14 protein-coding genes are annotated in these 16500 nt (G+C 66.6%); 4 read left to right on the top strand and 10 right to left on the bottom strand.

What is annotated here, in order from left to right; genetic code table 11:
* Positions 1-24: 24 nt before the first annotated feature.
* The 3 genes from ACN6O8_RS07670 to nudC all read right to left on the bottom strand — a co-directional run bounded on the left by ACN6O8_RS07670 (position 25) and on the right by nudC (position 5215).
* Positions 25-3648 (bottom strand): hydantoinase B/oxoprolinase family protein, encoded by a 3624-nt coding sequence (locus tag ACN6O8_RS07670; protein WP_427990463.1) that lies wholly within the window; start codon positions 3646-3648, stop codon positions 25-27.
* A gap of 84 nt (positions 3649-3732) precedes the next feature.
* The gene (locus tag ACN6O8_RS07665; RefSeq protein WP_427990462.1) at positions 3733-4242 is read right to left on the bottom strand and encodes a winged helix DNA-binding protein; all 510 of its coding nucleotides are present in this window, start codon (positions 4240-4242) and stop codon (positions 3733-3735) included.
* 202 nt (positions 4243-4444) lie between these two features.
* Entirely contained in the window at positions 4445-5215 is a 771-nt protein-coding gene (gene nudC, locus ACN6O8_RS07660) for an NAD(+) diphosphatase (protein WP_427990461.1), read from the bottom strand.
* Positions 5216-5496: 281 nt separating this feature from the next.
* Between nudC and ACN6O8_RS07655 the strand changes: the two genes are divergently transcribed.
* From ACN6O8_RS07655 to ACN6O8_RS07640, 4 genes are all read left to right on the top strand, one after another.
* Positions 5497-6471, top strand: coding sequence for a TRAP transporter substrate-binding protein (locus ACN6O8_RS07655; RefSeq protein WP_427990460.1), 975 nt, complete (start codon positions 5497-5499; stop codon positions 6469-6471).
* A gap of 7 nt (positions 6472-6478) precedes the next feature.
* Positions 6479-6979, top strand: coding sequence for a TRAP transporter small permease (locus ACN6O8_RS07650; RefSeq protein ID WP_427990459.1), 501 nt, complete (start codon positions 6479-6481; stop codon positions 6977-6979).
* Entirely contained in the window at positions 6972-8273 is a 1302-nt protein-coding gene (locus tag ACN6O8_RS07645) for a TRAP transporter large permease (protein WP_427990458.1), read from the top strand. The genes ACN6O8_RS07650 and ACN6O8_RS07645 overlap by 8 nt, the downstream gene beginning before the upstream one ends.
* Positions 8274-8607: 334 nt before the next feature.
* A complete protein-coding gene (locus ACN6O8_RS07640; RefSeq protein WP_427990457.1) occupies positions 8608-9675 on the top strand; it encodes a porin in 1068 nt (355 codons plus the stop codon).
* Between the two features lie 93 nt (positions 9676-9768).
* Here ACN6O8_RS07640 and ACN6O8_RS07635 read toward each other — a convergent pair whose 3' ends face one another.
* From ACN6O8_RS07635 to ACN6O8_RS07605, 7 genes are all read right to left on the bottom strand, one after another.
* A complete protein-coding gene (locus tag ACN6O8_RS07635; RefSeq protein ID WP_427990681.1) occupies positions 9769-10476 on the bottom strand; it encodes an ABC transporter ATP-binding protein in 708 nt (235 codons plus the stop codon).
* Positions 10477-10480: 4 nt separating this feature from the next.
* On the bottom strand, positions 10481-11203 hold the full coding sequence (locus ACN6O8_RS07630; RefSeq protein ID WP_427990456.1) for an ABC transporter ATP-binding protein: 723 nt from the start codon (positions 11201-11203) through the stop codon (positions 10481-10483).
* Positions 11184-12173, bottom strand: a complete 990-nt coding sequence (locus ACN6O8_RS07625; RefSeq protein ID WP_427990455.1) for a branched-chain amino acid ABC transporter permease — start codon at positions 12171-12173, stop codon at positions 11184-11186. Before ACN6O8_RS07625 ends, ACN6O8_RS07630 begins: the two co-directional genes overlap by 20 nt.
* Before the next feature lies 1 nt (position 12174).
* Positions 12175-13026, bottom strand: a complete 852-nt coding sequence (locus tag ACN6O8_RS07620; protein ID WP_427990454.1) for a branched-chain amino acid ABC transporter permease — start codon at positions 13024-13026, stop codon at positions 12175-12177.
* Positions 13027-13071: 45 nt separating this feature from the next.
* Positions 13072-14322, bottom strand: coding sequence for an ABC transporter substrate-binding protein (locus ACN6O8_RS07615; RefSeq protein ID WP_427990453.1), 1251 nt, complete (start codon positions 14320-14322; stop codon positions 13072-13074).
* Positions 14323-14625: 303 nt separating this feature from the next.
* Entirely contained in the window at positions 14626-15432 is an 807-nt protein-coding gene (locus tag ACN6O8_RS07610; RefSeq protein WP_427990452.1) for a putative hydro-lyase, read from the bottom strand.
* A 107-nt stretch (positions 15433-15539) separates the two neighbouring features.
* Positions 15540-16445 (bottom strand): LysR family transcriptional regulator, encoded by a 906-nt coding sequence (locus ACN6O8_RS07605; protein ID WP_427990451.1) that lies wholly within the window; start codon positions 16443-16445, stop codon positions 15540-15542.
* Positions 16446-16500 lie beyond the last annotated feature (55 nt).

Genomic DNA, 16500 nt, shown 5'->3' with positions numbered 1-16500 from the left:
GGGCCGGACCGCGGCGGCAGCGGCTTACGCCGCGCCGTAGCCCCCGCCTCCCGGCGTTTCCACCACGAACACGTCGCCCGGATGCAGCTGGGCGCTGTCCTGCGGACCGAGTTCCTCGACCGAGCCATCTGCGCGCTCGACGTAGTTGCGGCCCATGGCGCCCGGTCCGCCGCCAGCCAGGCCAAACGGCGCGTGCAGGCGGTTGTTGGACAGGATCGCGGCGGTCATGTCTTCCAGGAAGCGGATGCGGCGGATGCCGCCATTGCCGCCCGGATAGCGCCCCGCCCCGCCCGAACCGTGGCGGATCTCGTACGACTCCAGCCGTACCGGAAAGCGGAACTCCAGCACTTCGGGATCGGTCAGGCGCGAGTTGGTCATGTGCGCCTGCACCACCGAGGTGCCGGCAAAGCCCTCGTCGTGCGGGCCGGCGGCGTCGATGCGCACGGGACCGGCGCCGGTGCCGCCCGAGATGGTCTCGTAATACTGGTGGCGCGCATTGCCGAACGTGAAATTGTTCATGGTGCCCTGGCTGGCGGCCAGCACGCCGAGCGCGCCGTACAGCGCGTTGACGATGCACATGGACGTCTCGACGTTGCCCGCCACCACCGAGGCCGGCGGGTTCGGGCGCAGCATCGAGCCTTCCGGCAGGATGATCGACAGCGGCACCAGGCAGCCATCGTTGAGCGGGATGTCGTCGTTGACCAGGGTGCGGAACACGTACAGCACCGCGGCCACGGCGATGGCGCCCGGGGCGTTGAAGTTGTTGTCCAACTGGTCGGAGGTGCCGGTGAAGTCGACCACGGCGCTGCGCGCCTGCTGGTCGACCCGCACCGCGACGCGGATGACCGCGCCGTTGTCCAGCGGATACTCGTAGCTGCCATCCTTGAGCACCGAGATCACGCGGCGCACCGCCTCTTCGGCGTTGTCCTGCACGTGGCCCATGTAGGCGCGCACCACATCCAGGCCGAAGTGATCGCACATGCGCAGCAGTTCCTGCACGCCCTTTTCGTTGGCGGCGATCTGCGCGTGCATGTCGGCGATGTTCTGGTCCGGGTTGCGCGCCGGCCAACGGCCGGAGCCCAGAATGTCACGCGCGGCCTGCTCGCGGAACTCGCCGCCCTTGACCAACTGGAAGTTGGTGAACAGCACGCCTTCGTCTTCGACCGTCTTGGAATCCGGCGGCATCGAACCCGGGGTGGTACCGCCGATGTCGGCATGGTGGCCGCGCGAGCCGACGTAGAACAGGATCTCGCTGCCCTTGCGGTCGAATACCGGCGTGATCACCGTGACATCCGGCAGGTGGGTGCCGCCGTGGTACGGGTCATTGACCACGTAGGCGTCGCCCGGCTGCATGCGGCCGGCGTTGGCATTCATGACGGTGCGCACCGACTCGCCCATGGAGCCCAGGTGCACCGGCATGTGCGGCGCGTTGGCGATCAGGCGCGCCTGGGCGTCGAAGATCGCGCAGGAGAAGTCCAGGCGTTCCTTGATGTTGACCGAGTACGCCGTGTTCTGCAGGCGGTAGCCCATCTGCTCGGCGATCGACATGAACAGATTGTTGAATACCTCCAGCATCACCGGGTCGGCCTGCGTGCCGACCGCGCGGCGCTGCGGGCGGGCCTCGACGCGGCGGATCACGAAGTGATCCTGCTGCGTCAGCTCGGCCTGCCAGCCGGGCTCGACCACGGTGGTCTGGTTCGGCTCGGAGATGATGGCGGGGCCGGCCACGCGGTCACCGCCGGCCATGTCCTCGCGCACATACAACGGCGTGTCGCGCCAGGCGCCGCCGCTGTACATGCGCACCGTGCGGCGCGGCGCCAGCGCGCCGTCGCGGCTGCGCGAAGCCGGCGTCTCGGTGACGCGTTCGCCGCCGCCGGTGGCTTCCACCGAGATGGTTTCGACCACCAGTTCGCGGTTGGGCATCAGGAAGGAATAGCGCTGGCGGTAGGCCGCCTCGAAGTCCTTGCGCACCTGCGCCAGGTCGGAATACGGCACTTCCAGCGCAGTGTCGGTGCCGCGGTACTTCAGGTGCAGGCGGCGCTGCACGCGGATGTCCCTGTCGGCGACGTGCTGGCGGCGCAATTCGCCCACGGCCTGTTCGGCCAGCGCGTCCAGCTCGCCTTGCAGTTCGGCCATCAGCGCGGCATCGAGCACCTTCTCGACGGTCTTCTGGCGCATATCGGTCTGGTCCGCCAGGCCCATGCCGTAGGCCGATAGCACGCCGCCCAGCGGGTGCGCGAACACGGTGGTCATGCCGAGCGCGTCGGCCACCAGGCAGGCGTGCTGCCCGCCGGCGCCGCCGAACACCGTCAGCGCGTACTCGGTGACGTCATGGCCGCGCTGCACGGATATGCGCTTGATGGCTTCGGCCATGTTGCCGACGGCGATTTCCAGGAAGCCCTCGGCCAGTTGTTCCGGCGTCATGTCGCGACCGGTGGCGGCGCGGACCTCGTCGGCCATGGCCTGGAAGCGCTGCGCCACCGCATCGCGGTCCAGCGGCTCATTGGCGTCGGGGCCGAACACCTTGGGGAAGAAGTCGGGCTGGATCTTGCCGAGCAGCACGTTGCAGTCGGTCACGGCCAGCGGGCCGCCCCGGCGGTAGCAGGCGGGGCCGGGGTTGGCGCCGGCCGAATCCGGGCCGACGCGCAGGCGCGCGCCGTCGAAATGCAGGATCGAGCCGCCGCCGGCCGCGACCGTATGGATGCTCATCATGGGCGCGCGCATGCGCACGCCGGCCACTTGGGTCTCGAATTCGCGTTCGAATTCGCCGGCATAGTGCGACACGTCGGTCGAGGTGCCGCCCATGTCGAAGCCGATGACCTTGTCGAAACCGGCCTGCTCGCTGGTGCGCACCATGCCGACGATGCCGCCAGCCGGGCCGGACAGGATGGCATCCTTGCCGCGGAAGCGGTGGGCGTCGGTCAGGCCGCCGCTCGATTGCATGAACATCAGGCGGATGCCGGGCAGTTCGCCGGCCACCTGGTCGACGTAGCGCTTGAGGATGGGCGACAGGTAGGCGTCGACCACCGTGGTGTCGCCGCGCGAGACGTACTTGATCAGCGGGCTGACCTCGTGCGAGGCCGACACCTGGGTGAAGCCGATGTCGCGCGCGATGCGGGCGGCGCGCTGCTCATGCCCCGGGGCGTGCCAGGCGTGCAGGAAGACGATGGCCACGGTGCGGATGCCGCTGTCGTAGGCGGCCTGCATATCGCGGCGCAGCGCCGCTTCGTCCAGGTCGCGGATCACTTCGCCGTCGGCGGCCACGCGTTCGTCGGCCTCGACCACGGCCTCGTAGAGCATTTCCGGCAGCACCACGTTGCGGTCGAACAGGCGCGGACGGTTCTGGTAGGCGATGCGCAGGCCGTCGCGGAAACCGCGCGTGGTCACCAGCAGCGTGCGCTCGCCCTTGCGTTCGAGCAGCGCGTTGGTGGCGACCGTGGTGCCCATCTTGACGCATTCGACCTGCTCGGCCGGCACCGGCTGGCCGGGCGCGATGCCCAGCAGCTTGCGGATGCCCGCCACCGCCGCGTCGCGGTATTGCTCCGGGTTCTCCGACAGCATCTTCGCGGTGGTGGTGGTGCCATCGGGGCGGCGCGCCACGATGTCGGTGAAGGTGCCCCCACGATCAATCCAGAATTGCCACTTCATAACTATCCTCGGGTACAAGAAGCCGCTACGGCGCTGCCGGCCGCGGCGTGCGGGTGGTGTCGCGGCAACGAGGCCGCGTAAGGGTTAGAGCGAGGTCGCGGCGCGCGCGGCCTGGTCGTACAGACCGGACAGGGCGCGCAGCGTGTGCGCGAGCTGTCGGCTGAATTCCAGGCCGCCCCCGCCCGGCGCGTCGAGGCCGGCGGTCAGGCATTGCTCGCGGATTTCGCCGTAGCGCTTGATGATGGCCGCGCCCTCGGGCGTGACGCTGTAGAACACTTCCTTGCTGGCGCGTTCGCCCTTGACCACGCCGAGGCGGTCGAGCTTCTTCAGCGCGTAGTTGACGATGTGCGTGTCCTCGACATTCAGCGTGAAGCAGATATCAGCCAGCTTCTTCGGCCGCTGGCGGTGGTACACGTGATGGAACACCATGACGTCGGTGGGCGTCAGGTCGGGCAGCCCGGCGGCGGCCATGCAGCGCACGGTCCAGCGGTCGAAGGCATGGCTGGCGATCATCAGGCCGAATTCGACTTCGGACAGATCCGGCGCACTGCCGCCGGCCAGATGGGCCGATGAGGCGATCAACGTGGAGGTCATAAGGCCTGCGCAACAAGTTTATCTGCGCGAAATACTAATAATTTATCTATATTTCATCAATAAAAAACAAATCAGGGACGGAAAAAAACCCTCGTTTCGAGGGAATACCCTAGGCTCCGCCCGCCCGACCGGCCCGTCTGCGGGGCCACGCGAACGCGTGGGCGCCAGGCGCCCCAGGCCGGCGCCTGCCCATTCCAGGCCGTTATGACGGATCCCAGCCCGCCGGCAGATGCGCGCGGATCAGCGAACCGGCGATGGAGATGCGCGCCGCGATCTCGGGCATCGGGTCGCCCGGGCCGAACCAGCGCGCATCGGCGATCTCGTCTTCCTGCACGCGGATGTCGCCCGACACGTATTCGGCGGTGTAGGCCACCATCAGCGAATGCGGAAACGGCCAGGACTGACTGCCGAAATATTTCAGGTTGCCGACCTTCAGGCCGACCTCTTCCAGCACCTCGCGATGCACCGTCTGCTCAAGGCTTTCGCCCGGTTCGACAAAACCGGCCAGCGCCGTGTAGCGCCCGCTGGCATTGGCGGTGTGACGCGCCAGCAGGATGCTGTCGCCCTTGCGGATCAGCACCATCATGGCTGGCGAGATGCGCGGATAGGCCGAGAAGCCGCAGGCCGGGCAGCGCTGGCAGAACTCGCCGGCCACGCGCGTGGTGGCCGTGCCGCAGGCGCCGCAGAAGCGGTGGGTGCGGGCCCATTCGGCGATCTGGTAGGCGCGCCCGGCCAGCGCCATGCGTTCCTCGTCCAGCACCCCGAACAAGGCGCGCAGCTTCTTGAACGCGTAGCCCTGGGGCGCCTCGATGTCCGGTTCGACGTGCGCGGCGCGGGCCGGCGATTCCGGCGCGGCCCACACCGGTTGCAAGGCTTCGGCCGCGAGCCCGGCACGCGCACAGGCGTCCAGGTCGGGCAATACGCTGGTGGCTTCCTCGACCAGCAACTCGTCACGACGAAATACGAAATTCACACGACCCTCTGCGACACGACTGCGATGGCAAGATGTTAGAAGAAAACGCCACTGCCGCAAGCCAACGTCCGGCCCGTGGGCACCCTATTTCAATCTTCAAGCATGTGGCGTGCGTCAGCCTAGGAATTACCCGTAAACAGGCCTTTACAGGCACTTTGTGACCGATGGGCAACATAGAATGGCACGGCTTTTGCGCTGTGCGTCATGTCGCGCCGCGCGCGTTTTCGCCATGCCTACCGGGGCCGCGGCCCCCGCACTCATCATTCGCAAAGAAGGACATCATGATCAAGAAGCTCTCGCTGTTGACCGGCTCCATCGTCCTGGCGTTCAGCGCCGGCGCCCAGGCCCAGACCAAGTGGGACCTGCCCAGCGCCTATCCGGCCAGCAACTTCCACGTCGAAAACCTGACCACCTTCATCAAGGACGTCGACACGCTGTCCGAAGGCAAGCTCAAGATCACGCTGCACAACAACGCCTCGCTTTACAAGGCGCCGGAAATCAAGCGCGCGGTGCAAGGCAACCAGGCCCAGATCGGCGAGATCCTGCTGACCAACTTCGCCAACGAAGACCCGATCTACGAACTGGACGGCCTGCCCTTCCTGGCCACCGGCTACGAGGCCTCGTTCAAGCTCTACCAGGCGCAAAAGCCGTTCCTGGAAAAGAAGCTGAATTCGCAGGGCATGACGCTGCTGTACGCGGTGGCCTGGCCGCCCCAGGGCATCTTCGCCAACAAGGACATCAAGCAGATCAGCGACATGAAGGGCCTGAAGTGGCGCGCCTACAGCCCGGTGACGGCCAAGATCGCCGAACTGGTCGGCGCCCAGCCGGTGACGGTGCAGCAGGCCGAGCTGTCGCAGGCGCTGGCCACCGGCGTGATCGACTCGTACATGTCGTCGGCTTCCACCGGCTACGACACCAAGACCTACGAATACATCAAGAAGTTCTACGACACCCAGGCCTGGCTGCCCAAGAACGCCGTCATCGTCAACAGGAAGGCGTTCGACGCGCTCGACCCGGCAACGCAGGAAGCCCTGAAGAAGGCCGGCGCGCAGGCCGAGGAACGCGGCTGGAAGCTGTCGCAGGAAAAGAACAAGTGGTACCAGGAAGAGCTGGCCAAGAACGGCATGGAGACCATCAAGCCGACGGTCGAGCTCAAGGAAGGCCTGTCGGTGATCGGCAAGCGCATGCTGGACGACTGGCTCAAGAAGGCCGGCGCCGATGGCCAGGCCATGATCGACGCCTACCGCAAGCAGTGATATCGCCATGCGCCGCTTTCTGGATGGACTTTACGGCGCGGCCGGCCTGCTGGCCGGCCTGTGCACGATCGGCGTACTGGTGGCCGTGCTGGCGGCGATCGTCGCGCGCCAGCTCGGCCTGAACATTCCCGGCACGGACGCCTATGCCGGGTATTTCATGGCCGCCGCCGGCTTCCTGGCGCTGGCCAGCACCTTCAAGCACGGTGAACACATCCGGGTGACGCTGGTGCTGAACGCGCTGTCGCCGGCCGGCAGCCGCCGCCTGGATATCTTCGCGCTGGCGGCGGGCACCCTGATGGCCGCCGCCTTTGCCTTCTTCAGCGTCAAGTTGACCTTCGACTCCTGGCAGTTCAACGACATCTCCACGTCCAACGACGCCACGCCGCTGTGGATTCCGCAGCTCAGCATGGCCGTGGGCACGGTCCTGTTCCTGGTCGCCCTGCTCGATGAGCTGGTTCGCCGTTCACGCGGCCTGGCCGCCGCCACCTCGCAGCAAACCCATGAATGAACTTCTCGTCATCACCCTGCTGGTCGTCTCGATCTTCGCGCTGCTTGGCTGCGGCGTCTGGGTCGGCCTGACGCTGGCGGGCACCGCCTGGATCGGCATGGAGATCTTCTCCAGCCGGCCCGCCGGCGATGCCATGGCCGTCACCATCTGGGGCGCCTCGTCCAGTTGGACGCTGACCGCCCTGCCCCTGTTCCTGTGGATGGGCGAAATCCTGTTTCGCACCCGCCTGTCGGAAGACCTGTTCAAGGGCCTGGCGCCCTGGCTCAACCGCCTGCCGGGCCGATTGCTGCACACCAACGTGATCGGCTGCGCCATCTTCGCGGCGGTGTCGGGTTCGTCCGCGGCCACCTGCGCCACGGTCGGCAAGATGACCATCCCGGAGCTGACGCGCCGTGGCTACCCCGAGTCCAAGATCCTGGGCACGCTGTCGGGCGCCGGCACGCTGGGGCTGCTGATTCCGCCGTCGATCATCATGATCGTCTACGGCGTGGCCGCCGACGTGTCGATCGCCAAGCTGTTCATCGCCGGCATCGTGCCGGGGATCCTGCTGGCGTTGCTGTTCATGGGCTATATCGCCTGGTGGGCGATCCGCAATCCGGACGAGGTGCCGTCGGCCGATCCCGGCCTGACGTTCAAGGAAAAGCTGTCGCGTTCGCGCCACCTGATTCCGGTGATGCTGCTGATCGGCGCGGTGCTGGGATCGATCTACACCGGCCTGGCCACGGCCACCGAGGCCGCCGCGGTCGGCGTGGTCGGGGCCTTGATCCTGTCGGGACTGCAAGGCTCCCTGTCGCGCTCGACCTTCATGCAGTCGCTGCTGGGCGCGACCCGGCTGTACTGCATGATCGCCCTGATCCTGGCGGGCGCGCAGTTCCTGACGCTGGCGATGGGCTACATCGGCCTGCCGCGGGCGCTGGCCGAATGGATCGGCGGCTTGGGCCTGTCGCAGTTCGGGCTGATCATGGCGCTGATGGTGTTCTTCATCGTGCTGGGCTGCTTCCTGGACGGCATTTCCATCGTGGTGCTGACCATGGGCGTGCTGCTACCGACGGTGCAGGCGGCTGGCATCGACCTGATCTGGTTCGGCATCTTCATCGTTTTCGTTGTGGAAATGGCACAGATCACGCCGCCGGTGGGCTTCAATCTGTTCGTGCTGTCGGGCATGAGCGGGCGCGAACTGCCCTATATCGCGCGCGCGTCGCTGCCGATGTTCTTCCTGATGATCCTGGCGGTGCTGCTGCTGTACCTGATCCCCGGGATCGCCACATGGCTGCCCCTGCACATGACGCTCTGACCCGGCCAGGGCCGACCCGAAACCCCGTTCTTGCAACGGGGTTTTTTTTGGAGCAATCCTGGCATTGTTTCAACCATCGCCTTTTTTGCCATTCTGTAAACCCAGGGAAAACGCGAAAAAGATAAACGCACTACACGCGCCGCAACTTTTTTAGAATCCACGTGGCGTTCCCGGCACCACTTTGGCGCATGGAATGCACATCGGGCCTACGCTCCGGACCCGCGCCAACCCTGGCGTCGGTGCCACGGCCCAGCTCCAGGCGAACCGCCAGGCGCGTCCCGTCGAGCCACAAGCGCGACGCACGCTAAAAACAGAAACATAAGGAGAAGCCTTCGTGAAACGCATCACTCTCTCGCTCGCTGTCGCCGGCCTCGGCCTGGCCGGCGCCGCCTCGGCGGAAACCAGCGTCACCCTGTACGGCATCGCCGACGTCAGCATGCGCTACGTCAACACCAGTTCCGGCTCGACCGGCGTGGACGGCAGCCGCATCTCGATGGAAAACGGCGCCATCTCCAACAGCCGCTGGGGCTTGCGCGGCTCGGAAGACCTGGGCGACGGCAACCGCGCCTTCTTCCGCCTGGAGCAAGGCTTCAACGTGCAAAACGGCCAGTCGTCCAGCTCCGGCAAAACGTTCAACCGCCTGGCCTACGTCGGCTTGGACGGCGGCAGCATCGGTGCGCTGACCCTGGGCCTGCAGAACACCGTGATCCAGGACCTGATGGCGGACTATTTCGATCCGCTGACCGTCGGTAACTACAACGAAAACTCGTGGCTGCCCGCCGCCATGGGCCGCGTGCGCAACAACAACACCGTGCGCTACTCGAACACGATCGGCGACCTGGCCGTGATCGCGTCGTGGGCCAACGGCGACAAGTGGTCGGATCGCGCCGCCGGCCAGCAGATGGGCATCAGCCTGCGCTACACCGTCGGCCAACTGGGCCTGGGTGGCGCCTTCATGCGGACCTACGAGGGCAACGACTCCGACCTGCGCCAGCAAGTATGGAACTTCAGCGCCTCGTACCAGTTCGAAAGCGCCAAGGTCTTTGCCGGCTACTTCAACGGCCGCGACCAGACCGGCTGGGTCAACGCCGTCATGGGCGGCACCACCACCGCCCAGCTCGACCGCAAGGACAACGGCTACTTCGCCGGCGTGACCTGGCAGGCCACCCCGCGCTGGGCCATCACCGGCGCCGCCTACTACGACCAAAGCAAGAACATCGTGGAAGACGGCGACAAGGGCAAGCGCTACGCCCTGGTGGCCGTGGCCGAATACGCGCTGTCCAAGCGTACCCAGGTGTACGGCACCGTGGACTACAACAAGGTTCGCGACGCCGCCACGGGTGAAATTGCCGGCCGTACCAGCCAGTTGGGCGCCGGCGTGGGCATCCGCCACATCTTCTAAGTCCTTCGCGACTTACGGCCCCACCCCCCGGCCGCATATCAAAATGCCCGTCGCGCGAGCGACGGGCATTTTTCATCTGACGATCCGGTTTGGCTACATCCCGAGATACGCCTTGCGCACCTCGTCCGACGCCGCCAGCTCGGCCGCCGCGCCCGACAGCGCCACCTGCCCGCTCTGCATCACATACGCGCGCGCCGCCACCTCCAGCGCCTGCGCCATGTTCTGTTCGACCAGCAGCACCGACAGGCCGTCATCGCGGTTCAGCGCGGCCAGCGCGTCGAACACCTGCTCGACCAGCAGCGGCGACAGGCCCAGACTGGGCTCGTCGATCAACAGCAGGCGCGGTCCGCTCATCAGCGCGCGGCCGATCGCCAGCATCTGCCGCTCGCCGCCGGACATGGTGCCCGCCAACTGTTCACGGCGCTCTTTCAGGCGCGGAAACAGCGCATAGACCTTGTCCAGGCGCTCCTGGTAGACGCGTTCGTCGCGCACGGTGTAGGCCCCCAGGCGCAGGTTCTGCTCGACCGGCTGGCGCGCAAACACCCGCGCGCCTTCCGGAATCATGGCGATGCCCTGCTTGACCAATTGGTCTGGCGGCGTTCCGGTGATGTCGCGCCCCTCGAAGACCACGCGGCCCGCCTTGGGCTTGACCGAGCCGATGATGGCCAGCAGGGTGCTGGACTTGCCTGCCCCGTTGGCGCCCAGCAGCGCCGCGATTTCACCCGGGCGCACTTCGAGCGACAGATCGCGCACGGCCTGCACGCCGCCATAGGCCACGCTCAGGTTGTCCACCTTCAACATCACGTCAGGCACGGTGCTTCCTCCCCAGATAGGCTTCGATCACGGCAGGGTTGCGCACAATGTCCTGCGGCGCGCCTTCGGCGATCATCTGGCCGAAGTTCAGCACCAGCACCCGCTGCGCCAGCCGCATCACCACTTCCAGCACGTGCTCGACGATGATCAGCGTCACGCCGGCGGCGTGGATGCCGCGCAGGATCTCGGCAAGCGCGATGGCTTCGGCCGGGTTCAGGCCGCCGGCCACTTCGTCCAGCAGCAGCATGCGCGGTTCGGTCGCCAGCGCGCGCGCCAGTTCCACCCGCTTCTGCCCGGCCACGTTCAATTCCGCCGCCAGCGTGTTGGCGCGGTCGGCCAGTCCCACCAGCTCCAGCACCCGCGCCGAGGCGCGGCGCGCGTCGGGCAGGCGCGGATGGCGCAGCAGCGCGCCGACCATGGCGTTCTCCAGCACCGTCATCTGGCCGAAGCTGCGCGGGATCTGGTAGGTGCGCACCAGCCCCATCGCCGCGACCTGTTCCGGCCGCCGGCCGATCATGGACTGGCCGGCGAACGCCACCGTGCCCGAGGTCGGCTCGTGATGGCCGACCAGGCCGTTGAACAGCGTGCTCTTGCCGGCGCCGTTGGGGCCGATGATGGCAACGATCTCGCCCGCGTCCACCGACAGCGAGATGTCCTTGTTGGCGACCAGGCCGCCGAAGCGCTTGGTCAGGTTTTTAACGTCGAGCAGAGCCACGGCGCCTCCCCAATGTCACCAGACCGCCTGGCAGGAACAGGGTGACGAGCAGGATCGCCAACCCGAAAATCAGCAGGTCCAGGCCCAACCCCGAACTGCCCCACAGCACCCGCGTGCCTTCCGACAGCGGCAGTAGCACCGCCGCGCCCAGCCAGGGCCCGACCAGGGTGCCTACGCCGCCCAGGATGGCCACCAGCACCACCTGCACGGACATCGTCAGGCTGAACATCGATTCGGGATCGATGAAGCCCACGTACATGGCGAAAAAGCCGCCCCAAACACCGGTCATGCCGGCCGACAGCACGAACGCCAGCATCTTGTAGCGATCCGCCGGCACGCCCAGGCTGCGCGAGGCCGCTTCGTCGCCGTTGATGGCGCGCCAGTAGAAGCCGGTCCTGGAGTGCACCAGGAAGTACGTGGCGCAGAACGTCAGGAACGCCAGCCCCACCGCGATCCAGTAATACGGCACCTTGCTGCGGAACAGCAGCATCCAGGCGGCGTCGCCGATCGGCGCCTCCAGCCCGACCGCGCCGCCGGCCCAGTCCCAGTTGATCATCAGCAGCAGCCCGATCTGCAGCAGCGCGATAGTGGCCATGGCGAAATAATGGCCCGACAGGCGCAGCGTCGGCCCGCCCACCAGCCACGCCAGCGCCGCGCTGATCAGGCCGCCCAGCGGAATGCCGAGCAGCGGCGTCAGCTTCAGGTGATGCAGCAGCAGCAAGGTGGTGTAGCCGCCCACGCCCACGAACACCGCGTGGCCGAAGGAAATGCGCCCGAGAAAGCCGCCCACCAGGTTCCAGCAGGCGCCCAGCGCGCCGAACATGATGGCCAGCAGCAGCACCTGCAGGGTGAACGAGTCGGTCACCACCAGCGGCACCAGCGCAAGCAGCACCGCCGCCGCCAGCGCCACGGCCACCGGCCATTTCGGCACGCCCGATGAGGCGCTGTCTATTTTCCGTGTCGTCGTCATGTCACCACCGCCCGAACAGGCCGCGCGGCCGATACCAGAGAACCAGGATGAAAAGGATGAAGACGCTGACCGTCTTGAGCGCCGGCGCCACGAAGTAGCCCGTCATGGCCTCGATGATGCCGATCAGGATGCCGGCGATGAAGGCGCCCGGCAGCGAACCGAACCCGCCCATGCAGACCGCCACGAAGGCCAGCAGGCCGAACACCGTGCCCACCGAAGGGAACACGTAGAAGAACGTGGTCAGCAACGCGCCGGCCAGGCCGACCGCGGCGCTGCCCAGCATCCAGACCTGGGCATTGACGCGGTCCGGCGAAATGCCGACCAGCGCGGCCACCTGGCGGTCTTCGGCCACCGCCTGCAGCGCGTGGCCCCAGCGCGTGCGGTACACCAGCACGAACAGCGCCACTACCACCACCAGCGCGACCAGGCCGGTCACCACCTGCGGGCGGCCCAGCGAAATGCCGGCCACCGTGACGCTGCCAGACACCAGCGTGTCGGGCAGGCTGCGGTAGTCCGGGCTGAAGGCGATGAACGCCAGTTGGCGCAGCACCAGGCCCAGGCCGAAAGTGGCCAGGATCACCGCCATGGCGGGGCCTTTCTGCAGGCGCCTGATGATCAGTGCGTAAGTGAGGAAACCGACGAAGGCCAGCACGATGGCCACCAAGGGCGCCGACAGCGTGGGGTCGATATGACCCAGGGTGTAGAGCCAATAGGCGGCATACATGCCAAGCATCAGGAATTCGCCATGGGCGAAGTTGATGACGTCGGTGATGCCCCAGATCAGCGCCAGCCCCACCGCCACCGCGGCATAGATCAGGCCATTGAACAGGCCCGCCGAGAGAGCTTCGAACATGGAGTGCTCCTGTGGCGGGCCCCCGCGGCCCGCCACGGCTGGTGATTACTTCCAGGAGAACGGCAGCGTGGGCAGCGTCTTGTCGGTGCGGTACTTTTCCGGCCAGACCGTCTGGTAGGACGAGCCCTTGAGCTCCAGGATCAGGCCGGAACCCTTGGTGTTCTGGCCCTTGTCATCGAACTTCACGCCGGCCCAGGGCATGGCCACTTGCGACTCGCCCAGGTCGGTGGCCGCCAGCGCCTTGCGAATGGCTTCCGGGTCGGTGGAACCGGCGCGGTTGATGGCGTCGGCCAGCACCAGCACGCCTTGCATCGAGCGGGCGTTGTTGCCGTTCAAGTCCTTGCCGGTCTTGGCCTTGTACATGTCGTTGATCTTCTTCAGGCCGGCCTTGGCGGCGGCGACATCGTTGCCCCACACGTCGCGCGTCAGCACGCCCTGCACCTGCGGGCCCACCTCCTGCACGAAGCGCGAGTCGATGAAACCGGCGTCGTTGGCCAGCAGCACCGGCGGCGCGTACTTGCTTTCACGCATGGTGCGCACGAACAGCATGGCGTCCGAGGTGTAGCTGGCGAAAATCGCCACATCGGGCTTGGCCGCCGCCAATTTCTGCACTTCGGCCGTCACCGAGGCCGAGCCGGCGCTGTAGGCGATATTGGCCACCACCTGACGCTTGTACTGCTTGGCGAACTTCTCGACCGCCTTGTAGGTGTTGACGCCAAAGTCGGTGTTCTCGTACACCACCGCGATCTTGGCGGTGGGGGTGCCCTTCACGCCGTCCAGGAACTGCATCATGTTCTCGACGAAGGTGTCGTCGTTGGGCGAGGTGCGGAAGAACCACTTGTAGCCGCGCTCGGTCAGGTCGGGGCTGCTGGACTCGCCATTCAGATAGGGGATGCCGCGCTGCTCGGCGATGCGGCTGGCGGTCTTGGTGACGGCCGACTGGTAGGCGCCGGTCAGGGCCACCACTTTCTCCTGGTCGATCAGGCGCTGCGCGTCGGCCAGGCCCACTTCGGGCTTGCCCTGCGAATCGCCGAACACCACTTCGATCCTGGCCCCGCCCAGCGCCGGCAGACCGGCGCCCGCGGCCAGCGGAATCCCTTCGAGTTCGGGATGCGGATTGTTGATGATGTCCACGGCCAGCTCCACCGCGGCCTTGATCTCGGCGCCGGTGGACGCCAGCGCGCCGGACAAGGGATAGATCGCGCCGATCTTGACGGTCTTGACCTGCGCCTGCGTCGGCGCGGCCGCCAACAGCGCCAGACTCGCGGCGACACCCGCAATGAGCTTCATCTTCATTACCAGACTCCTGGAAAAATCCCACTGTGAAAGCAATGCAAAACGCGGGGCGCACGGCCCCGGGCCCGGGCCCGGTGGATCCGGGCCTGCGGCGAGCCGCCACCCGCCGATGATCCGGCGAGCGGTTGGCCCTGAACTTTTGTCGCCTTTTCCCCTTGTCCTTTCATGGATCGTTTTGGAGGCAAAACCAAAGCTGCTGACGCGCCCTGACGCGGGCGTTTTGTAACGATTACGGCTACTGCATGAAGAATGTGATTTCTAGCGCTTATCCGCTGACGGATGACTGAGAATGCGAAGCCAGGATTACAGGATGGCCATGCGGCTGTTGACGAGATCCGTGACCAGCATGTGCCCGGGCGCGTGGGTGATGCAGAAATCCGGGCGCACCGCCGCCACCACCGACTGCGGCGTCACGCCGCAAGCCCAGAACACCGGCATTTCGCCGGGGCGGATTTCCACCGGATCACCATAATCCGGCTGGTGGATGTCGGCAATCCCGATCAACGCCGGATCGCCGATGTGCACCGGCGCGCCATGCACCGAGGGAAAACGCGAAGTCACCTGGATCGCGCGAATGGCATCGGCGGCCTTGAGCGGCCGCATCGACACCACCAGCGGACCGCCGAACACGCCGGCCGCATGCGTGGGGATATTGGTGCGGTACATCGGCACATTGCAGCCCTGCTCGATATGGCGCACCGGCAGGCCGTTGTCCAGCATCGCTTCCTCGAACGAGAACGAGCACCCGATCAGGAACGACACCAGGTCGTCGCGCCACAGGTCGCGCACGTCGGTGGGCTCGGACACCAGCTCGCCGTTGTGCCAGACGCGGTAGCGCGGGATGTCGGTGCGGATGTCGATGTCATGCCCCAGTTCGGGCAGCGCCGGGTCGCCCGGCTCGGACATGGCCAGCAAGGGGCACGGCTTGGGATTGCGTTGGCAGAAGTGCAGGAAATCGGCCGCCAGCGCGCGCGGCAGGATCGCCAGATTGGCCTGCACGTGGCCCGGGGCCAGGTTGGCGGTGGGCCCGGTCAGCTTGCCGCTGCGCGCATCGAGCCGCGCGCGGCGCGCCAATTCCACGCTGCCGCGGCTCGCCGATTCCAATGCCATGTCCATTCCCCTTGCGTCAAAGTTGGTATGGGGACATTGCACCGGAACTCGCCCGCCGCGTCTAATCACATGTTGCGATAGACCCCGATCAGAATTCCTTATCAGGGTTATGCCGGATGGCGCTGCGCCTCTTCACGGGCGATCTGCTGCGCGGCCTCGGCCACGGTGCGCGGCACCTGGCTGTCCGGCCCCTGCATCCAGCAGGCGGTGTAGTGCAGCGGCGGCAGCGGCGGCGCCTTGACATCGAGCAGCCGCAATTCGCCCTGCGCCAGCTCCTTATGCAGGATGACGGGCGCGATCACCGCCGTGCCGATGCCGTCCAGCGCCATCCGCACGATCACGCTCAGGGCCGAACTGCCATACATGCGCGGCGCGTCGACGCCGGCCTGCTGCAGCACCTGCCGCACCGCGCGGTGCGGATCGGTGGTGGACGAATAAGTGATCACCGGCCACTGCCCCAGCCGCTTCAGGCTGATCGGCTGGCGCCCCACCTTCAGCTTGGGGCTGGCGACCCAGCTGAGCGGGTAATTGCACAGATACAGGTTCTCGATGCGCGGTTCTTCCATCGGCCCCAGCAGGAATGCCAGGTCGATCTGGCGCGAGGCAAGCTGGGTCTTGAGCATGGTGGTGGTGTCGACCTGGATCTCCACCATCAACGCCGGATAGGCGTCGTGCAGATACTCCATGAGCGTGGGCAGCCAGGTATGGACGATGGTCTCGGACACGCCCAGCCGCAAGGTGCCGCTCATCACGCTCTTGGCGCGCGCCGCCTCCTGCATGTCGCGCCGCAATTGCAACATGCGCTCGGCGTGCGACAGCAGCTCGCGGCCCTTGCCGGTCAGCTTGATGCCGCGCGCGTCGCGGTCGAACAGGCGGATGCCCAGGTCGGCCTCCAGCGACGCGATGCGCTGAGAGATCGCCGGCTGGGTGGCATTGAGCTTTTCGGCCGCGGCGCGAAAACCGCCCAGCGTGGCCACCCAGAAGAACGTCTCGATATTGCGCAGATCTATCATGGCGCCCGAATCCTGCCCCGTTGCGCGGCCTGTCCAGCCGCCATGTTAGCGGCGG

Source organism: Achromobacter sp., from assembly GCF_050285565.1.
Classification (GTDB): Bacteria; Pseudomonadota; Gammaproteobacteria; order Burkholderiales; family Burkholderiaceae_B; genus Achromobacter.
This window is presented reverse-complemented; position numbering and strand designations above follow the sequence as displayed.

Excerpts from the sequence above, each read along its gene's own strand:
- ACN6O8_RS07670 (WP_427990463.1), bottom strand. The coding sequence starts at position 3,648 with ATGAAGTGGCAATTCTGGATTGATCGTGGGGGCACCTTCACCGACATC.
- ACN6O8_RS07665 (WP_427990462.1), bottom strand. The coding sequence starts at position 4,242 with ATGACCTCCACGTTGATCGCCTCATCGGCCCATCTGGCCGGCGGCAGT.
- ACN6O8_RS07655 (WP_427990460.1), top strand. The coding sequence starts at position 5,497 with ATGATCAAGAAGCTCTCGCTGTTGACCGGCTCCATCGTCCTGGCGTTC.
- ACN6O8_RS07650 (WP_427990459.1), top strand. The coding sequence starts at position 6,479 with ATGCGCCGCTTTCTGGATGGACTTTACGGCGCGGCCGGCCTGCTGGCC.
- ACN6O8_RS07645 (WP_427990458.1), top strand. The coding sequence starts at position 6,972 with ATGAATGAACTTCTCGTCATCACCCTGCTGGTCGTCTCGATCTTCGCG.
- ACN6O8_RS07635 (WP_427990681.1), bottom strand. The coding sequence starts at position 10,476 with ATGTTGAAGGTGGACAACCTGAGCGTGGCCTATGGCGGCGTGCAGGCC.
- ACN6O8_RS07625 (WP_427990455.1), bottom strand. The coding sequence starts at position 12,173 with ATGACGACGACACGGAAAATAGACAGCGCCTCATCGGGCGTGCCGAAA.
- ACN6O8_RS07620 (WP_427990454.1), bottom strand. The coding sequence starts at position 13,026 with ATGTTCGAAGCTCTCTCGGCGGGCCTGTTCAATGGCCTGATCTATGCC.
- ACN6O8_RS07615 (WP_427990453.1), bottom strand. The coding sequence starts at position 14,322 with ATGAAGATGAAGCTCATTGCGGGTGTCGCCGCGAGTCTGGCGCTGTTG.
- ACN6O8_RS07610 (WP_427990452.1), bottom strand. The coding sequence starts at position 15,432 with ATGGCATTGGAATCGGCGAGCCGCGGCAGCGTGGAATTGGCGCGCCGC.
- ACN6O8_RS07605 (WP_427990451.1), bottom strand. The coding sequence starts at position 16,445 with ATGATAGATCTGCGCAATATCGAGACGTTCTTCTGGGTGGCCACGCTG.